At 33.9% G+C, this 17,977-nt stretch carries 10 protein-coding genes and 1 pseudogene; 2 read left to right on the forward strand and 9 right to left on the reverse strand.

All coding sequences use genetic code 11. From position 1 onward, the window contains the following. Positions 1-18 precede the first annotated feature (18 nt). The 6 genes and pseudogenes from BLW23_RS23675 to BLW23_RS11045 all read right to left on the reverse strand — a co-directional run. Positions 19-246 (reverse strand): annotated as a pseudogene (locus tag BLW23_RS23675) (RHS repeat-associated core domain-containing protein); the annotation flags it as partial. A gap of 1,049 nt (positions 247-1,295) precedes the next feature. Next, positions 1,296-1,622 carry a type II toxin-antitoxin system RelE/ParE family toxin gene (locus BLW23_RS11025; protein ID WP_093669783.1) on the reverse strand — a complete coding sequence of 109 codons (327 nt, stop codon included), beginning with the start codon at positions 1,620-1,622 and terminating at the stop codon, positions 1,296-1,298. Then, a complete protein-coding gene (locus BLW23_RS11030) occupies positions 1,607-1,819 on the reverse strand; it encodes a hypothetical protein (RefSeq protein WP_093669785.1) in 213 nt (70 codons plus the stop codon). The genes BLW23_RS11025 and BLW23_RS11030 overlap by 16 nt, the downstream gene beginning before the upstream one ends. A gap of 66 nt (positions 1,820-1,885) precedes the next feature. Then, positions 1,886-2,872, reverse strand: coding sequence for a tyrosine-type recombinase/integrase (locus BLW23_RS11035; RefSeq protein WP_093669787.1), 987 nt, complete (start codon positions 2,870-2,872; stop codon positions 1,886-1,888). A gap of 20 nt (positions 2,873-2,892) precedes the next feature. Next, positions 2,893-3,831 (reverse strand): tyrosine-type recombinase/integrase, encoded by a 939-nt coding sequence (locus tag BLW23_RS11040; RefSeq protein ID WP_176829799.1) that lies wholly within the window; start codon positions 3,829-3,831, stop codon positions 2,893-2,895. 76 nt (positions 3,832-3,907) lie between these two features. Further along, the gene (locus tag BLW23_RS11045; protein ID WP_093669791.1) at positions 3,908-5,494 is read right to left on the reverse strand and encodes a hypothetical protein; all 1,587 of its coding nucleotides are present in this window, start codon (positions 5,492-5,494) and stop codon (positions 3,908-3,910) included. A 148-nt stretch (positions 5,495-5,642) separates the two neighbouring features. On the opposite strand from BLW23_RS11045, the gene BLW23_RS11050 reads away from it, so the two are divergent. Beyond that, positions 5,643-5,972 carry a helix-turn-helix domain-containing protein gene (locus tag BLW23_RS11050; protein ID WP_093669793.1) on the forward strand — a complete coding sequence of 110 codons (330 nt, stop codon included), beginning with the start codon at positions 5,643-5,645 and terminating at the stop codon, positions 5,970-5,972. 268 nt (positions 5,973-6,240) lie between these two features. After that, positions 6,241-6,555 (forward strand): helix-turn-helix domain-containing protein, encoded by a 315-nt coding sequence (locus BLW23_RS11055; protein ID WP_093669795.1) that lies wholly within the window; start codon positions 6,241-6,243, stop codon positions 6,553-6,555. A 478-nt stretch (positions 6,556-7,033) separates the two neighbouring features. Here BLW23_RS11055 and BLW23_RS11060 read toward each other — a convergent pair whose 3' ends face one another. From BLW23_RS11060 to BLW23_RS11070, 3 genes are all read right to left on the reverse strand, one after another. Then, positions 7,034-7,672, reverse strand: a complete 639-nt coding sequence (locus BLW23_RS11060; protein ID WP_093669797.1) for a hypothetical protein — start codon at positions 7,670-7,672, stop codon at positions 7,034-7,036. 31 nt (positions 7,673-7,703) lie between these two features. Then, complete coding sequence (locus tag BLW23_RS11065) at positions 7,704-17,687, reverse strand: DUF6443 domain-containing protein (protein ID WP_143032150.1); 9,984 nt, start codon at positions 17,685-17,687, stop codon at positions 7,704-7,706. 18 nt (positions 17,688-17,705) lie between these two features. Next, on the reverse strand, positions 17,706-17,977 hold a 272-nt coding region (locus BLW23_RS11070), incomplete at its 5' end, for a hypothetical protein (protein ID WP_218134048.1).

Below are 17,977 nucleotides of genomic sequence, written 5' to 3' on the forward strand. Positions count from 1 at the left end.
CTCTTCTAATCCTTCAAGTTCCGTAAAAGCAATTACTTTATTTCCTGAAAAAGAATAAGGAGTATAATGAGGGTATTTATCTGCTAAGGGGTCAACCGCAAAGAACCTACCCACTCTCGGGTCATGCATTCTAAACTTATAGTTCAAAGAATTGCCTTCTCCTTTAACTTCATCATCTTTTTCTTGTCCTTGGAAACCGTAACGGTAACTATCCGCTTGTCCATGACGTGTTGGTACGAGCATACCAAAGGAAAAGTAATCTTATGCATTTTTTTAAGCCCTCAACTACTTTTGCTAAAGCACTCCTTTCAAAAATTTACTAAAGAACGTATGTCTCTCGACCTTGCTAATATATAAAAAATACCAAGGAAAGCCCCGCAGGTAAAATCCAGTTTTTTCGCATACTCAAAACCCTCTGTCTTTTCCCTGCTTCCTCTGCCCCGATATGTAACATAAAATGGGTTATAATACTTTTACATTCCATTTCAGGCACTTATAACCTATTTTATGTTAAATACTTCCTACATCTACGCTTCCAACGCTTTTGAGTGGACGTTGTGCAAAAGCAAGTCATTCCGATAAACAAAGCATCGCCCACGCAAGAGCCATAGCAATACTTTGTTTTTCGGAACGTTCCGCAAAGGGTTTAAAAAGTGGCTGGTGGTGCGTGGATTTTCAACCCTTTGTGGAATGGCTTGTTTTTCGTTTTTGAAGGCACGAGTTGTTTAAAAAAACAAGCAAATAAATAAGGTTAGGAATACTTGGACTAAACGTTTTTTTGTGAAGTCTTTTTTAGGCAAATTCGAAGCGGCGGCTTACGAAGTAAAAATTAACGTCCGACTGATAAGGAGACCAACGCCGCTGCCTTGCGGCTATTTTGCATAATAGCAGTTATAGCTACAAAATAAATTAACGCTGCGCAAGCAAACCTTTGAAAGGCATTTTGATACTATAACTTCTATTATGTAAATATAGCTTTGGGTGATTTTTGGCTTAGTGTGGTGGCAACAGCTATTTGTTTTTTGACTTGGGGTAATGGAGCTTACAAAAATGTTGTGTTAACGCATTTTTGTACGTGGAATCAGCGGTGGATGATGTAAAAAAACAAAGTGCTGTTTTTGCGGTGGGAAGCCAAAAATTACAGGGTGGTTGGATAGCGGAACAACTTTAAAGATAGAGGTAAGTGAGGGACGAACTGGCTAGATTTAAAGTTGTGGGGAGGATTTCCGTTATGATTGGCTTTTTCTCTTTTTTTCATTTTTAGCAAGCTGCGACCGAAGGAAGCAGTGAAACTTCTATTTATTCTTGTTTGGATTTTGACGAGTGTCAAAAACTCGTACAATATAAATTCTACTCTTTCCTTCTCGATAGGTAATTTTACAGTGTTCTTTTGTTAGTTTTCGGTACGTGTGTTTTAAATGTAAGAAAGATTCGTCTATTGAACCTATTTTTGTAGTATCAACATCTTCTTGTTCTAAAATCTCTGTATACTTACGAAGTTCCGTTGCTATTTCTCCTGCTTTTTTAGCTCCGTAAAGTTTAATATAAAATTTAGTCGTTTTTTCTAAATCTTTGGTAGCTCTTGTTGTCCAGTATACTGGCTTGATTATTCTTTTGTCCAATCTTCAATCATTTTTTGAACATCATTCTGACTATGTAAACGACCTGCTTTTATATCCTCTTCTCCTTCTGCAATCATTCTGTCTAATCGCTTTTGTTCGATATAATTTTTAGCTGTTTGATATAAGATTTTTAAAAATTGCGAATCGCCTATATCAACATATTTATGTAATTCTTTTCGTAATTCTAATCCATCCATAATATCTAAATTTATATATCTACAAAGTTACTATTTCTTTGAATACCTAATTTACAAAATATTTCACTAGTTTATCGGATGATACTTTTCTATCTCTTCCTGTAAATCTTCTAAATCATTAATTAAATACGATTCGGTAGAACTTACATAACGATGTCCTGCCATATATTGAACTTCTCGAAGATTATACATTTTAAGCCAGTGAACAATAACACTCGTTCGTATTTGATGTACACTTTTTAGTTTTTTATTCAGCTTTTTTAATTGTGGTAAGAACTTGCTAATGATATTATTAAACTTTGTGCTTCGTCCAAAACTTGTAAATAATAAATCGGTTTTTTTTCCTGTTTCTGCTAAAATATCTGCTCTTGTTTTTAATTGATATTCCATAAAATCCAAGATTTGATGTGATTCTAATTTTAAGGTTCTTTCGTTACTTCTTCGTGTTCCGTTTATAAATATTTTCCCTTCTCTTAATTTTAAATCTGCTGTAGTTAATCTTCCTAATTCCGTACTATTTAAACCTTGATACACTAATAAACTTACTATAATTTCATTACGCTTTTTAGCTAAACTATCACTTTCTATATTTCTGTAATCATTGTATAACTTCTCTAATTCTTGTTTATTGAGTGTATTGTATAGTATTCTACGTTTCACGCCTTTTACTGCAATATTTAAGGTTGGATTTTCTACTACTAAATCCAGCTCTTTTAAGTAATTATAGTAATGCTTTATTGCATTAGTTTCGCTTTGTATCGTACGTTGTTTTACGGTATTTCGTAATTTTTGAATATAATGTACAATGTCGTTATAACTTGCAGATATACCTTCTATATTCTCTTTTTTAAGCCATTTTAGATATTTAGTTACAACCACTTCAAAACTCTTGATACTTTGTAAACTGTACCCTTTTTGTAATAAGTACTTTTTAAAACTAGGTTGCTCTTTTTCATTAAGCATTTTTTGTAAAATCTGGATTTCTGCATCCTCGGTTTTGGGTTTTCTTTGAGTTCCGCTGTCTTTGGTTTTTCCGAGTTTTATTTTAGCCATTTTTATAAGTAATTATTGATTTATTGCGTGTCGAGGCTCTCGACTAAATGTGTATAAACTTGAGTGCTTTCTAGGCTAGTATGCCCTAAAAACTTACTAATTTTATCTAATGGCATTCCGTTTTGTAATAGATGTGTAGCGATACTATGACGTAAAACATGTAGTCGTACATTCTTTTCTTGCAACACTAAATCGTCTGTTCTTTGCTGTAATAATTTTAAGCGTACCGCCATAGATTGTGCATTCATGCGATTGCCTTTTTGACTGATAAATAATGCATTGTTTCGTTTGTCTAATACTATTTGTGGTCTGCTATCGTAAACGTATTCCTGTAAATATTGGGAGTTGGTTTTATTAAATGGAACAAACCTTTCTTTATTGGCTTTTCCTTTTCTAACGTGCAGTATTCTTCTATCAAAATCAATGTCGCTTACATCCAAGTGATAACCTTCATTTCTTCGTAACCCACAACTATAAAAGATCGTTAACATAGCTCTATCCCTTGCACTAAAAGGTTCCCATTTTGTATTTTCATGATAACCATAAGTAGCTTTGTACAATAGTTGTATTTCTCGGGGTGTAAGGGTTTCTATTTCGTGTGTATTATCACTTTCCCATGCTATATTTAATTGGGGCAGGAGCATTCTGCCGCTTTGCCTTAGATAGTCTGTAAACTTATATAGCGCCTGTAAATGCTTGTTTAAACTGCCATTACTTAATCCTCCTCCTTTTCTATCATTACTGCGTAATTTTAAGTTTTGATAGTGTTCTTTAATAAGTCGATTATCTAGTTCTGTAATATGGCTTATATTATTCTGTTCTAAGTAGTAAAATAATTCTCGTATATGATTAGGTAAGTTATAAACCGTACTTTCTGCATAACCTAAAATATCTAACCATTCTCTAAAGGATTTCTCTATATATTGGAAGCTCTCGTTTTTTAATATAAGTTTCTTCATAATTTGCGTGTCGAGGCTCTCGACTTTTTTCATTGCACTTATCCATTTTCGTGAACTATACGAACCACTTACTTAATCAACTGTTATTCTTTGTTTTACATGGTTCATTTTTAGTTTGAACCACTTTTGAACCTTTGAACTGCTTTAACTCTTGCAAAGTCTTATCTAACACACTGTTTATCTGGGTTTGCAGTTGGTTGTATTCTGTTGTGCTTACGACTTCGTAATGGTAACCAGTTGATTTTTTACCTTCTACTTTTTTAATGTAGTAGCCTATTTGTAATTGTAGGTTGTAGCGTTTTTGATTGCTTGGATTGATACGTAATGCCTGTCGTATTTCTCGGTTTGTAAATTGTTTCTTCTTTTTAACTTTTAAGTACGATTTAAGGCTTTCTAAATAGTTTCTGCAACTTCCTGTTAGCTCATCACTTTTACGTAGTAGTACTTCCTTTAAAAGCTTATTGGCATTTTCTATGTCTTCTAATGTGGTTTCGATATATATTTCTCCTGTTTCTTTATCTGTTTGTTGTTTTCGCTGATACTGATAATAAAATGTAATCGCTTCTATAAATTGTAAATAATGGGTATTAGTTCTGCGGGGTTTAAATACTGCCGATGGCAAACATAAGTGTTTAGCAAAAGGGTTTCGTATGGTAATCGGTTTTAGTACTCTTTGGATATTTTGTAAAAATTCTTGTATCTCCGTTTGTTCATATTGGTTTATATCGCCTGCGGAGGCTCTCCGCTGGTATTCCATTATTTTCTCGTCTTGTTCTTGGCTTTCATCGAGGTAAATTAAAAAACTACGGTTTGCATTATCTTCATAGATATGCTCTTTGGTGGTACAACCTGCTACACATACTGGACCTTCTACCACTAAATACTTGGTTTGGGTTTCGCCTTTGCGATTTTTACTCGCTATGGTTTTTACAATACGCTTTTTACTTTGTAATTCTCTGAGTGGATACAGCGCATTTTCTGCCCCGTCTAAATCTTCTATTAATATGACTTTGTTCTTAAGCTCTTGCTTTCCAAAATAATAAAAGGCATTTTCTGATAGTGTAGTTATACTTACTCTTTCTTCTTCGGGTATGAGTTCGCCAACCTTTTCTTGTAAATGGGTTTTTCCTGTTCCGCTACTTCCCAAGCTAACTACATGCAGCGGTTGTTCTCGTTTTCTACTGGTAAAAATGATGTACATTAATAAACGGTTGACTTCCTCTCCTATTACGCCACTCTTACCGATTAACTCATTGGTCTTTTCTAGTAAATCTTTTGACTTTAAAAAGGTTTCAGCATCAGCTATTTCCTTTACAGATAATTTTTTAACCGCAGGCTTTGCCTGTTCTTGGCTTTCTTTTATCTTTTGTAAACGATATTTTTCCAGTTCTTCCGTGAGTTCGCTTAAACTAGCTGCTATAATACTCGTACCGAGTTCTAACTTCTCTGCACATTTACGTATAAATTTCTCTAACTGATTATCATTGTATAAATCTAAATTGTGCCTTACTGGCGGACGACTACTTTCTTGCTCCTGTACTTTTACCGTTACGCGCATTCTGTCTAAACCTTCCAATTTTATACCGCCTAAAACCGTAAGTTCTAAAATATCATTCTCGTAAATTAATTGGTCTGCATCGCTTGTTTGAAGTTTTTTTGCCATGAGTGAAAAATATTTTTAAAGACGTTTACGTAGCAAATGTAATCTTTTCATCTTAACAAAACAAGACTTACTCTCTTTGTTTAAGACGTATTAATCTCTTACTTTTGTGCAAAACCAGTAAAAACAGTAGTTTTAAAGACGTAAGCGTATGACTTTAGGTGAGCATATTTTAATACTAAGAAAAAAAAATAACCTTTCACAAAGTGCATTAGGTAAAGAAATTGGTACTTCGGGAGATATTATTGGTAGGTATGAACGTAATGTAATGACACCTTCTATTGAAGTAATTATAAAACTAGCAGACGTATTAAACGTATCTATTGATTTTCTTGTTGGTAAAACAACCTTAGAATTAAATAAAAAAGCATTAAAACGTATTGAAGAAGTTTCTAAACTTAACCAAGAAGAACAAGACAAAATTTTTATGGTTATAGACGCACTAATACGCGACTTTAACGCTAAAAAAGCTTATTCATAACAAACACAAAACCACAACTATCGCTGTGGTTTTATTACTGTTATTTTTAAAAATTAAATTCTTATTGCTCACTCTTAACCGCCACTAGTTACAAACTAGCGGGAACACTTACTTTGACATACTAGCGCCATCAGGGGCCACTAGTTACAAACTAGCGGGAACATCACTCAAACATTCTAGCACCATCAAGGGGTAGCCGTTACTTTGACATACTAGCGCCATCAGGGGTAACCCTTACTTTGGCATACTCGCGCCAGCAGGGGCAACTATTACTCTTTTAAGGAAAGAAAATAAACTATCTCGTGAAGATTTAGGTAAAATGGCAGGAACTTCAGGCGCAGTTATAGGAAGGTATGAACGTGATGAAATTACTCCTTCTGTAGAAATTGCTAACAAAATAGCAATAGCTCTAGATGTTTCTTTAGACTATCTTGTTGGCAATAACAATATTATTTTTAAAGATAAAGCCATTTTAAAACGTATTGAAAATATTACTAAAATGCCTGCACAAGAAAAACAACAACTTTTTAATGTTATGGATGCACTAATACGTGACTTTAACGCTAAAAAAGCATACTCCTAACAAACAAAAAACTACCTCACAATTTAATGTAAGGTAGCTTCTATATTTATTATTTATTTACTTACTCTTAACCGCCACTAGTTACAAACTAGCGGGAGCGGGGAAGGACAACTTTCTTCTTACAATAAAGAAATCATAAAACGTATTAATGATATTGAGAACTTACCAGAAGAAGACAAAAACCACCTTTTTTATCTTATTGACAATCTTGTCAAAGCTGCTAAACTTAAAACCTTATAAAACATAAAAAACTACCTCACAATTTAATGTAAGGTAGCTTTATTTTTATCTAATTCTTATTGCTTACTCTTAACCGCCACTAGTTACAAACTAGCGGTAACCCTTACTTTGACATACTCGCGCCAGCAGGGGGAATAAATGGCTAATAATACTCTCGTTATTTAATTATACTTTCTTTTAATACTTGCCATTACGCTGTCGCTAAATGTCAAGGTGCTGGGGCGCGAGCTGGGAGATATTATTTATCAATTTTTCCAACAGATTTTACTTTTCCTTCAATTGAATTAAATGATAAAACAAAATAATTTGACTTGTTATCCTGATTATAAACGACTACATAAACATCAATAGTATCTTCTTTTTCTTTATCAAAGGAAAGCCCGTAAAAGTCTAACCCTATCGAGTTTGAAAAATTTTCTTTACAAAAGTTAATATTTTCAATTTTATAATAATCCGAAAAGTATTCTTTTATAACCTTTCCTTCCTTCAAATCTAAAAAAATATTTTTTGTTTTTTCAATGAGTAATCGAGCTCTAGCAATATCATAATCCGAAATACTTTCTTCGAGTTCTTTAAATGATTTACTATCGAAATAATCGAAAAACACCTTACCCCCATCAACTTTCTCAGTCCTATACTTAGACATAAAATCATCTACAAAAACAGCTAAAACAGGTGTAAAATATTTCTTTTGATATTTATCTAACTTACTATCGTAAATACTTACAAAAGTATCCTTATTATCATAATTTATCGATACACTGCCAGCTTTTGATAATTCTTTTATTAAATCCAAATCGTTAGATAGAACATCAATTTTACAGGAACAAGATGAACCAAAAACAATAAGCAAAAAAAACAACTTAAAACTATTCATTAATCTAATATATTTCTCAATTTATAAAATACTATTTTTCATCTTTTCTATATCCAGGAGGGTACGACACATTCTCTGGTTCATAAATTTTAACTGAGTTTTCCTCACCTGGCTTATCCGTCATGAATCCAAATCTAAATTCAGTTTTATTGCTTGCACCAGCACTTAAGCTCTTCTTGTTAACAGGAATAGCAATATAAAATTTAGTATCAACATGTGAACCTTCTTTTTCTCTTCCTTCCATCTTTACTGGACCTATCTGAAGAAGAGTTGAAAATGTTCCAGATGTTGATGTTTTTACTCCGACGGTTAAAGGTATTTTCCTGATTTGAATCCCAAAATTAGCCTCGTTTTCAATTACTGGTTCTGCAAACAATTTAATTTCTGCATCTTTTTCTTTAGAAAAATATGTGGATGATTCCGAAAATTTCATTTTATTCTTAAATGACCATATTATAGGTCCATCATCACTCCCCATATTGGCTTCAACAGAAGTTTCATTTTTATAACCCCAAAAGAAAAAGAATTCCTTTACCCTTCTTGAAAACTTCTTAGTTTGTTTGCTATAAGCAGCGTAATTAGAATCTTCTGCTGGTTTATAAGTTACTATATAATCAAAACCTTTTTTAATATCTGGACCTCCTTCATATCTATGTATAGTACCTTGATCTAAACTAGGTTGATTAATCTGATATTTTAAATTGTAACCACTTGTTTGCTTATCCCATACATAATGAAAAATAGCTTTCTCCAAACCTTCTAACTCTGTAGCATCTATAACTCTATTTTCACTAAATGAATATGGTGAATTATAGGCATAATCCTTAAATAAAGGATCTACCGCAAAAAACCTTCCCACTCTCGGGTCGTGCATTCTAAACTTATAGTTTATAGAATTCCCTTCCCCTTTTATTTCATCATCTTTCTCCTGTCCTTGGAAGCCATATCTATAAGAATCTGCTTGTCCATGCCTATTAGGTACGAACATACCAAAAGGATAATAATCATTATACGCAATAACCTCTGGTGTAAATATAGTATTTTCTGCGATAATATTTGTTCCTCCAGAAGTACTATTTGCAGGTGTACCTACTTTTATATCATATAAAGTAAAACTTTTTACATCTGTATTTCCTTGTTCATTTCGATACCAGTGTATATTTGTTATTATTTGTTCTGCTGTAAATGTAAAACTATAAGTATCTGATTGCCCAGCATTATGTACTTGACTAGTTATAACATTACCAAATGCATTTGCTTCTACTTTGATATCAGACAATCCTGTTTCTAACGTATAAATTATTGTATATTCTTTTCCTGGATCAGAGAGCATTGTGTACGAAATACCTTCCTTATAATCGTTAGTTGTTGCTACTAACCTTCCTGCTTCAATGGTTGCTCTTGTTGCTAATGGATTCCAAGAATTATCATCATACAATGTTTCTAATCCTGAAAAATATGCCTCATTAAAATCATGTAGAACTTCTATGTTTTGTGAGCCTGTTCCTGCTACCAACTTACGATCCGTAATTACATTGATTACGTTTCCTAAGTGGTTGCTTAACTCATAACGCTTGTTCCCAACCTCTCGTACATATTGATTGTCGGGTATAATACTCGCCAGCTCTGTACTTGTTTTTAAACTTATATTAGCTCCTTGAATAATACTTGCTCCTGGTAGCAATTGAATCATATTTCCAGCAGTATAACTTCCCGTTGCCGTTGCTTGTACTGTATATGGACTCTGGTTAGATACCACAATGGCATTAATAGCCTCTTTGGTTACGCCTCCTGTTACTTCTTCTCCGTTTAAGTATAGGTTTTCTGCTACAGTGTTCTTCTTCGTATTATCTAACTCTAAAGCATCCGTAAGGATTCCTAAACGTGAACTTCCATACAAATGATGTTCTTCTAAATGTAATTTGTTTTGATCATTTTGGAATGACTTCTTGTAAACTGCCATTACATTTCCTTGGGCATCTCGTACATAATAGGTTGTCACTTGGGAAGCACTGCGTCCAATACCACTATCGGTCTTTGAAATACGGTTTCCTAATCCATCATAAGCAAAACTAATGGTTTGCGTGTAAACACCTACTTTCTTCTGAATTGATTTTACTTTACCACTTACACTCCATTCTATCTTTTCAATGCCTTGTGTTTTATCCTCTACTAACTGCCCTATCGCATCGTATTTATAGTTATGGGTATTCGTATTGGTAGGCGTATAGGTTATTCCTATGTCTGTTAAAGCTCTCTCTTGATCATCAATATCTGAACTAAAAATAGTTGCATTGGCTGCATCCTTTACCAAGGTTAACTGATTATTTTTAACACCTGTACTAGCATGAATATCATACTCATAACTCAGGTTATCCATTAACTCAGTAGTTCCATCTGACTTTAATGCTGTTCTGGTTAACGTTTCTAAGTTTCCATTACGATCGTATCCATAAGAACTCTCAATATTAGTAGTTCCTGAAGCTCCTATTAAATGTGACTTCATGTTTTTAATACGATTCAACTGATCGTATTGGTAATGGTTATATGCCGTTGGTAATGCTTTATTATCTAAATCTTGCATATTGGTAACCATTGCCTTGATATTACCATTGTATAAATCCTTGGTACTATGTGGCAAAGTGGTACTGCTAGTTACCTTTAAATAATCTGCAGCATTCGCCTTTCTTGCTTTATAGTCCTGATTAAAGTATGATAATGAATATCCATAAACATCCTTTCCTACTTTATTTGCCAATCCATCTTTTCCAAAATCGGCCTCTGGTGTTAAAGCTTCTCCATTGACAGATTTTAACCAGCCTTGTAAAGTGTATACATAATCTAATCCTTGTACTTGTTTATCTCCTAGTACTGTTCTGGCTAGCGGTCCATGTTCATAATACTTATAATCTGCATCTTTGTCCCAAAGTATCCCATCACGTGAAGTTTGTACATTTACAATTCTATTATCTGCATCGTATTCATATTTATGTATAAACTGATCTTTATGCTCTGGTTGGTATACCACCTGATTCACATTTCCACTGATTAAATCGTAATCATAGGTTACAATCTTAGTACTTTGTCCTAAACTAACAAGGATATCATCATTGATCTTCGTTGCTATTTTCTCCACATTTCCGTGAACATCATAGCTATAATAAATAGCATTATCGTATTGGGTGATGTTACGGTCTTCCTGATCAACCTCATAATATAATACTGTTGCTACTCTATTTCGTAAATTATTTTGAGTAATTGGTGCTTCTGCCCCCTCTGGTAAGAAATCGTAAATTGTTCTAGTTACTTCTTTCCTCACTGCAACATACTCAAAGTCTTGTACAAAAGTGGTGCTTCCTCTTAACGATTGACGTAATCTTCCGTTGATAATACTATATGAAAAACCTTGTCCTAAATCTGCTGGAGTTAATTCTCCTGCTTCTACTATACGCCCTAAAGCATCATATTTTGTATAACTAAAAGTACCTCCTGCTGAAGCAGCTCCTGCTTGTTTTTCATTTTGAGAAGCAATAATACGTCCTAAGTTGTCATAGGCAAATCTTGTCTGACCTCCATCTGGAGTTCTTTGCCATACCAATTGATTTAATGAATTGTATCGATACTGAGTTTTATAGGTATGCTGTTGCGTTACTCTATCGACTCCTTCTGGTGGAACTGTTTGTACTAAGTTACCCGCTTGATCATAGTAGTATAATGTGTATTGATACTCCTTATCCTTATACTCTACAGTTAAACTTTCTTGTGCTGCTGCCAATGCCGCTGTTGTATACTCACGTATAAAACGAGCTCTTTCTTGTGCTAAATAGTTTAAGTAATTCTCATTGGTATTGGTACTCGATAAATTCTCCGCCAAATCAAGACAGGTGTCTCGTAAGGGTATTCCTTCAACATCTGTTGGTACTAAAGGTTTCGGTGGACAAACCTTTGGATTGGCTTTTCTGTAAACAATATTTACATAGTTTACCCATCCTCTCTTATCCGTAATACTAGTATCCAACAAGTAATCTCTATAACTTGAAATTACCGATGCCATTTTATCGTACCCATAATTTAAATAGGTATTTCCAAAATCATTAAGAGATACGAAATATTTATTATCAATAGAACGCTGAACAGCTACTTCTGTATCTAGTGGTAGCATTACCTCTAAATAATTCAGATAATCATTGATAATGTATCCGAAATTCATCGCACAGAAATAATCTCTTCCTTCGTTAACTAAGGGATACTCTGGTAGGTCTAAATCCTTAAAGTCATTACTTAATGTATAGCCTTCAATATTGGTACCCATTACTTTATAGGTACCTCCATAACCATCATCTAAAGTTCGTTCAACAACACCCAACTCTTGCTCAAATCTCGCATATTCATTGTCACAACTCACCGGCTCCACTGGTTGTGGTATACAATTACAATCAGGTAAAGTAATCTCATCAGGGTTTTCTTCTACTGGTTCCTCTGGTGTAGGTATGGCAGCTCGAGTTAATTCGTTTATACTTGATCTTGCGTAAGAGAAAGACCTAGCTGTATTTAAAGAAGTTACCATCCCCGTTGCTTCATCTATTCCAGAATCTCTATTAAAATTTGATGTGGCGTTAAATGTGCGAGCACTTCGCACAGATAGAGCTCTTGGAGTAACATTAAAATCTATCGTTTTATTTATGTAATCACATACTTTAGGAAAGGAACCAACATAATATCCCTTTGCATCATTCCATGTTAGTTTTCCAGGATGAACCTGAAGATGACTTTCTTCAATTATCTCTCCTGTTTTACTCCTATATTTTAATTTTCCTATGAAATGATTTCTCCCTTCAAAAGGACTTGTTTCATACTCTGATGGATCTAAAGTAAAATCTAATATTTCTTGAACATTATCCCATGAAAAGGTATTATTCCTCTTGACTAGATTAAAAAACAATGAGAAAAGAGTATCTACATTTCCCTGGTTGTTATAATACCAAACACCTAAATAGTTTGAATTGAATACAGATCTTTGATTGTAAAAAAATTTCGAGTTATGAGAACTTCCAAATTTAAAACTACTGATAAAATTATTCAAACTTGTTGACGAATGAACCAAAGAGTTCGTAAATTTCTCTCTACCTGTAAAAAACCATGTTCGATCTATATTAGGTTCCTTAATAATGTCATTTAAAGAATTCACTACATGATTCGTAAATTCAGTTACATTTGCTGGATGCGAAAAACACGATAGTAATTGTATATCACAAACATCGCCAATACCATCTTCGTCTGAATCTAACTGATCTGTATTTGCTTTAGTTGGACAGTTATCACAAACATCTCCAACTCCATCTTGATCTGTATCTAATTGATCTTTATTATAATCCCTAGGACAATTATCACATATGCGTATACCATCTTTGTCATAATCCAATCCTGTACTGTCATCACAACTCTCATCACATAGATTACCTACACCATCACCATCTGTATCAAGTTGACTTGGATTATACGTATTTGCATTAGGATTTTGTGGGTCTGGTGGACAAATATCACAACCATCGTCTACGCCGTCCTTATCTAAATCTTGCCCTGTAGCATTTTCTCCACATGTATCACAAACATCAACGTTTAAAATGCTATCATTAGGGAGTACTATAATTTCTCCAATACCTGCTGTATCTATTCCTGCGCTACTATTTACAAATTGACATTCTCCAATAGCTAATTTGGTGGTTCCTGTAAATACATAATCTCTTGGACGTTGTCCGTCAATAACCTTTGCTAGAACCTCGAATTTATACAAAATACTTCCATCAGCCTGCTCCTCATAACCATCATAAAATACGTTTTCAAAGTTTTGTACTAACCATCCACTATTACCACTAACACTATAATTACTCCAGCTTAATCCTGTTGCACTAATATCTAAAACACAGATTTCTTTATCGTCAATTTTAATCGAACGAGTGTGTTCTCCTGTATTTACACTTTCTAAAGAAATTTGACTCTGTGATGGTATGTTTTCAAAATCTTGACCATGCACTCCTTCAAATATACTTCTGGTTACGTACTGCCCTCTATAAACAACATCAAATCCGTTCAATGCTAATTTCTGGCCATTTTGATCACTTACTTCATCATTTACAATACCATCTAAGGTGTACTCTAAATCAAAGGCTTTTGGACACTTTCCTGTCTCTGCATATTGGTTATAACTACCCTCTGCTTGGTTCTCATCTAAAACAGTTTGAGGGTCCGATTGAGAATCATATAAATTATCAATAGGGATAAAACGCTTTTGGCGAGTTTTCCATAATGCGCTACCTTGACAATAATAAGTCCTGTCTGTAGCAAAAACTAAACTACTTTCAACATCATAGGCTGACAAAACTTTTAAATAGTTTCTAACTGTGCCGTCTCCTTCTCCTATACAATCATTTAAGAAACTTCTGTTTCCCGCTGCAGATAAACTATGAACATAATGGCTCAAGAAAACATGTTGAATTTTATGTTTCAATCCTATATAAAAGCTTCGGTAGGTAATCCATATTTTATTCTTTATAGCATCAGAAGCAAGAGCATCAACTGTTGACCAACTAAAATTGGATACAGGCGTAAAATCGGTAAGACCATTATGTGTAACCGTAATATAAGCCGCTTGTAACATACCAATATCAATACCATTACGACTCATACCGTCATACTTAGTAAATGCAGAAGTCATTATTCGATTTCTCTGATCTCTACGCTGCTCATCATAGGCTCCTTGCATAGATAAGATCAATTTAAAATATGGATCCTTATCTTGTAAAGTAGTCAACCCAGCTGTTAAACCAGCATCTTTTGCTAGTGCATAAGACTCGATTTGATTAAGATATGAATCGTATCCATAAGTATTCAACTGAATATCTCTGTTTCCTTGAATCACTGAATTATATACACTAACATTACGCTTATGACATAATACTTGCGAATAACTGTAATATATATGCTCTGGGTGGTTAAATCTAAGCTGCTCTGCCCATGAATCTTGCCAATATCTTAGAAAATCATCTAAACGTTTCAACTTATGAGGACGTACATACTTCTTACCATCAATAACCTCATGATCATTTTCAACTAAGGTTTCGGGTTTGTTATTCTCATCTAATTCAATCAAAAAAGGATTTCCATACTCATCTTTATAATATCTATATAAAGGATACCTCCATGTTTTTGGAGTTGAGAATGGGGAACTAATATTTACTATAGGTAATATATTATTTTCATTGAAAACACTAAGTTCCCAACCATCTCCATTTTCTTCTGTTTGTCCATATTGACCTCCAGGCTTTAAATCTCCAAAAATCAATTCTTTATTGATGTCACACCCATCAAACTCCATCTGATAATCTCTACATGAAGCCTCACAAGCCGCCACACCTTCTTCAAATTGTTGTTGATAGGTCTTCTCTAAATTTCGTGCTAAAGTTGCTTGGGTATTTGTTAAAGTACTTGGAACCTGTAATACAGTTCCTTGATATTCAAAACCAAGGCTACTCGGGTTACTCGCATCAATATCAAAATACGTATTTAATAAATCTTTTACATACTCTCTTTGAGCAGCATCATAAGCCTCTGCCGTATATTCATAAGTAATATTCTCATTAAAATCCTGAATAGCCCATAACTCATTCTGTTTTAAGTTAAATACATTTAAACTTAAATTATCCCATTCCAATTCTCCATCGGCATTATAACGAATACTTTCATTAGGATACTTGTCTGGCTGCGCTAATCTATCTAACACAAAACTGTTTTGTCTTTCTATATAGGTATTAAAAGAATCATAAGGTATATAATTATTATTATCATCTTTACGATAGATCGTCATTTCAATACCATAGTCAAAAATACATAGCTGACATACATCCAAACATCCTGCTAAAGATATATTGGTTGCAAAAGCATTTGGATCTACATAACACGTGCTCGTGCTATCTTTTAAACTTTCAATATATTGATCTGCAAAATAGTTTAAAGAATCCTTATTTACTTGTAGCTTTTTAGTCACAGAATAGGTTCCAATCTTAAGATTACTCAACTGGAAATTCTCTGTAACTCCTGTTGCATCTATTATTTGATTTCTTTGGATAGAATCTACATAGGAAGCTATATACTCTGTGCCACATTCATCTTTTACTGAAAATCCGAAATCATATACAAACTTGTAATTCTCTGTGTTTAACGTATCACACTGAATCACATAATTAGTATCCTTGTTAAAATTGTAGTTGAAGGTGAATTGAGTTCCATCTTCTGTTGCTATAACCTCCTTGGTTGAGAGTAATGTATCGTCTAAATTCGATGGGCTATAAGAACTGGTTGATCTATTGTTTAAAATATCCGCCGTAAGGGTTTTGTGTAATACCCCTAGCGAATCTATTTCATCCTCTAAGGGTTTTAATGCATCTGGTGAATTCCCTTTTAAGGCTGTAGCAATAGTACGCCCTTGTGCATCAATATAACTAACACTGGCCTGACCATTAGGATCTATAACTGTATTTTTCTTGTAATGCTTTAAATCACCTACATTAACGTCTCCAAATAATCGAGTAAGTTCTTCACGACTCATTGGTGTTTCATAAAAGTATTTCATCTCATGATCCGTTCCCAATTGATGTGTATCTCCTACACCTCCTTTTCTTCGAATCCTTCCTGTATTATCTGGGGTATATTCTATTTGTGAAAATGGAAATCCTTTCGCATCTGCAACAAAATTCTGCCATCTGTTGGTCGTATCTTCCAATACATTGGCTGAATAATACTTACTTGCCCCTTTACTTGTTGACATCTCCGAACGTGGTGTAGCACAGTTCGGTAAATCTAAATCAAAATCTCTATAGGTATAAACCGAGTTGCTATTGTTTAAATTAAAACTATCATAATACTTCAATGTATCACTAGCCACTGGTACAGGTAAAACCTCTACTGCTGGACGACCTTGATAATCATAAATAACTTCTCCTACAACTGCCTTGTCTGTACTGTTTATCTTGGTAACTGTTTGACGGTTACGTAAAGTTCCATCAAAATAACTAATCACTTCTTTCTTCTTTCCTTCTTCTGCAAAAGACATTTGAAGCTGCCAGTTCTTTCTTGACTCATCATGACTTGACACAGCCGTATTTGGCCAATCTGCAACCGCGCTTTTTGCTGCATTTGATCCACTCCAATTAGCAGTATAAGTAACTGTTGGATTGTCTACAAAACGCCCCACTGCTCTTACTCTTGCTAAAACATATCCCGAATTATAAATATTAGGAATCTTGTAACTTGTGCTCTTTGTTTGAATTCGTGAGTTATTGTAGGAAAAATCTTTATCTGTAAATGGTAAAGCTACTGGCTCTATAACTGTAACATCTGTAACTTCTTTCTTATAGTTATCAACCCATGTCCATTCTAAATGATACTCCTCTGCTCCTAAAACAGGTAACCATCGAAATTCAACCTTTGTATTATTGTCCGATGGTGCTACAACTAAGCTATAATTAGGATTCTCTGATATAGGATGAACAATATCGTGTTCTGACCATGCCTTGATATAAACATTTCCAGGGTTTCCTATAACCGTTCCTGAACTATCAACATAACTAACTCCTGTAACGATCACATCTGCTGCAAAAGACGATATTTTATGTACTACCTTATCATGTAAAACCTTATTCTTATCAACCTGATTCCCTTCAACCCTTAATGTCGTTTCATAGGTCGAGGCAGCATCTGTTTGTGGGGTACCAAACGCATCGAGCTTGGTTACTCTTAATTGAACCGTTGTAGTGATATCCTCAAATGGAGCTTGATCATTTATTATACCAACCTCCACAAATGTCTTATATGACAAAACTTTAGATTCTGTACTACTTATAAAATCTATCGAGCTCTTTAACTCCTTATTTAATTCAACTAGTTCTTGAGAAAAGGAAGTAAATCCAATCAAAAACAAGAGTAGAAAATGGAATAACTGTAATTTTATTTTTTGCATCATAGTAATTTTTTCCCTTTATATTTTTACTAATTCATAACCCTTATACTTCGGGCCAACAACTTTTTTTCCTTTTACATCCTTTATATAACTACCAACATCAAAAGCTTTCTTCGATATTGAAAAATTCGACATCCGGTAACTCTCATAAACAATCTCTAACTTGTAATGATCATAATCAGGGTTCTGGTAATCCTTCGAAAAATTCATCTTCGAAAAGTATTTAAACAATTGACGCTTGATTAAGTAAGTCTTCTTATCTAAATCTATAATGAGAGAACTAAATGGTA

Origin of the sequence: Tenacibaculum sp. MAR_2009_124 (genome assembly GCF_900105455.1) — a bacterium.
GTDB lineage: Bacteria > Bacteroidota > Bacteroidia > Flavobacteriales > Flavobacteriaceae > Polaribacter.